Annotated in this window: 3 protein-coding genes; all 3 read right to left on the bottom strand. The window is 54.7% G+C overall.

What is annotated here, in order from left to right:
* A partial coding sequence (locus A3754_RS21250) for an FAD-binding protein (protein ID WP_156497128.1) occupies positions 1-350 on the bottom strand: 350 nt, incomplete at its 3' end.
* Positions 351-353: 3 nt separating this feature from the next.
* Entirely contained in the window at positions 354-725 is a 372-nt protein-coding gene (sdhD, locus tag A3754_RS21245; RefSeq protein ID WP_007150974.1) for a succinate dehydrogenase, hydrophobic membrane anchor protein, read from the bottom strand.
* A complete protein-coding gene (sdhC, locus tag A3754_RS21240) occupies positions 719-1,096 on the bottom strand; it encodes a succinate dehydrogenase, cytochrome b556 subunit (protein ID WP_063519195.1) in 378 nt (125 codons plus the stop codon). The genes sdhD and sdhC overlap by 7 nt, the downstream gene beginning before the upstream one ends.
* Positions 1,097-1,198: the final 102 nt, after the last annotated feature.

Below are 1,198 nucleotides of genomic sequence, written 5' to 3'. Positions count from 1 at the left end.
TGGTAGATACGACCTTCTTCAGTACGGGAAAACGGCAGCCCCATATGGTCCAGTTCGTAGACCGCTTCAGGGCCTACATTACACATGTATTCGATCGCGTCCTGGTCACCGATGTAATCGGAACCTTTCACGGTATCGTACATGTGCCAGCGCCAATCATCGTTGGGATCGGCGGACGCGATCGCACAGGTGATACCGCCCTGGGCGGATACGGTGTGCGAACGGGTCGGGAAAACTTTGGAAATCAGCGCAGTCTTGAAACCGGACTGGGCCATTTGCAGTGAGGCGCGCATACCGGCACCACCACCACCTACGACGATAGCGTCAAACGTAATAGTGCGAATGGACATGGATTACGCCCCTCCCCAGATCAGAACCAGACCCCAAAGCAGGTACACAACCAACGCCAGTGCAATTGCCAGCTGGGCAATCAGGCGAACGCCGGTGGCGGCTTTACCAAAGGTCAGGCTGGTCAGGTAGTCCGTGGTTACGCCCCACAGGCCTACCCAGGTGTGTGCAGCGACAGAAATTACCAGCAGGGTGTTGGCTATCTGCATGCAGATAGATCCCATGAAGGCTTTCCAGCTGCCATAATCCAGATCACCGGCGGTGATCAAATAACCCAGCATGCCGATCATGTATACACCGATGATGACAGCTGATACTCGCTGAATGAGCCAGTCATACAGGCCGTTACGGCCCAGGCTCGTTACACTGGTTACCATATCCAGACTCCTGTCAGCAGAATCAATACCGCAGAGATGATGAAGGCCAACTTGGCGCCACGACGGCCGCCTTCCAGGCTTTCACCAACACCGGTGTCCATAATCAGGTGACGAATGCCCGCCACCAGGTGGTATAGCAATACAGACAGGATGCCCCATACCACCAGCTTCACCAGCAGTGAGGTCATCATCAGTTCTTTCAGGTCCGCAAAGCTCTCGGGAGACGCCAGGGAGCGATCCAGCATCCACAGCAGAATCGGCAACGCCAAAAAGATGGCAACGCCGGTTACACGGTGGGTGATAGATGCTATAGCCGTGACCGGGAACTTGATCGTGCTCAGATCGAGGTTAACGGGTCGCTTATCGTTCACGGTAGCCTACTTATAGCCGGGCCTCTGTATTAGAGGCGGTTGTCGGGAACTTGGCAGAGTCATTGAGATCAGAACGTGAAGACTGATCTTAATAATCTGCCC

It is taken from the genome of Alcanivorax sp. HI0083, assembly GCF_001635175.1.
This window is presented reverse-complemented; position numbering and strand designations above follow the sequence as displayed.

Excerpts from the sequence above, each read along its gene's own strand:
- sdhD (WP_007150974.1), bottom strand. The coding sequence starts at position 725 with ATGGTAACCAGTGTAACGAGCCTGGGCCGTAACGGCCTGTATGACTGG.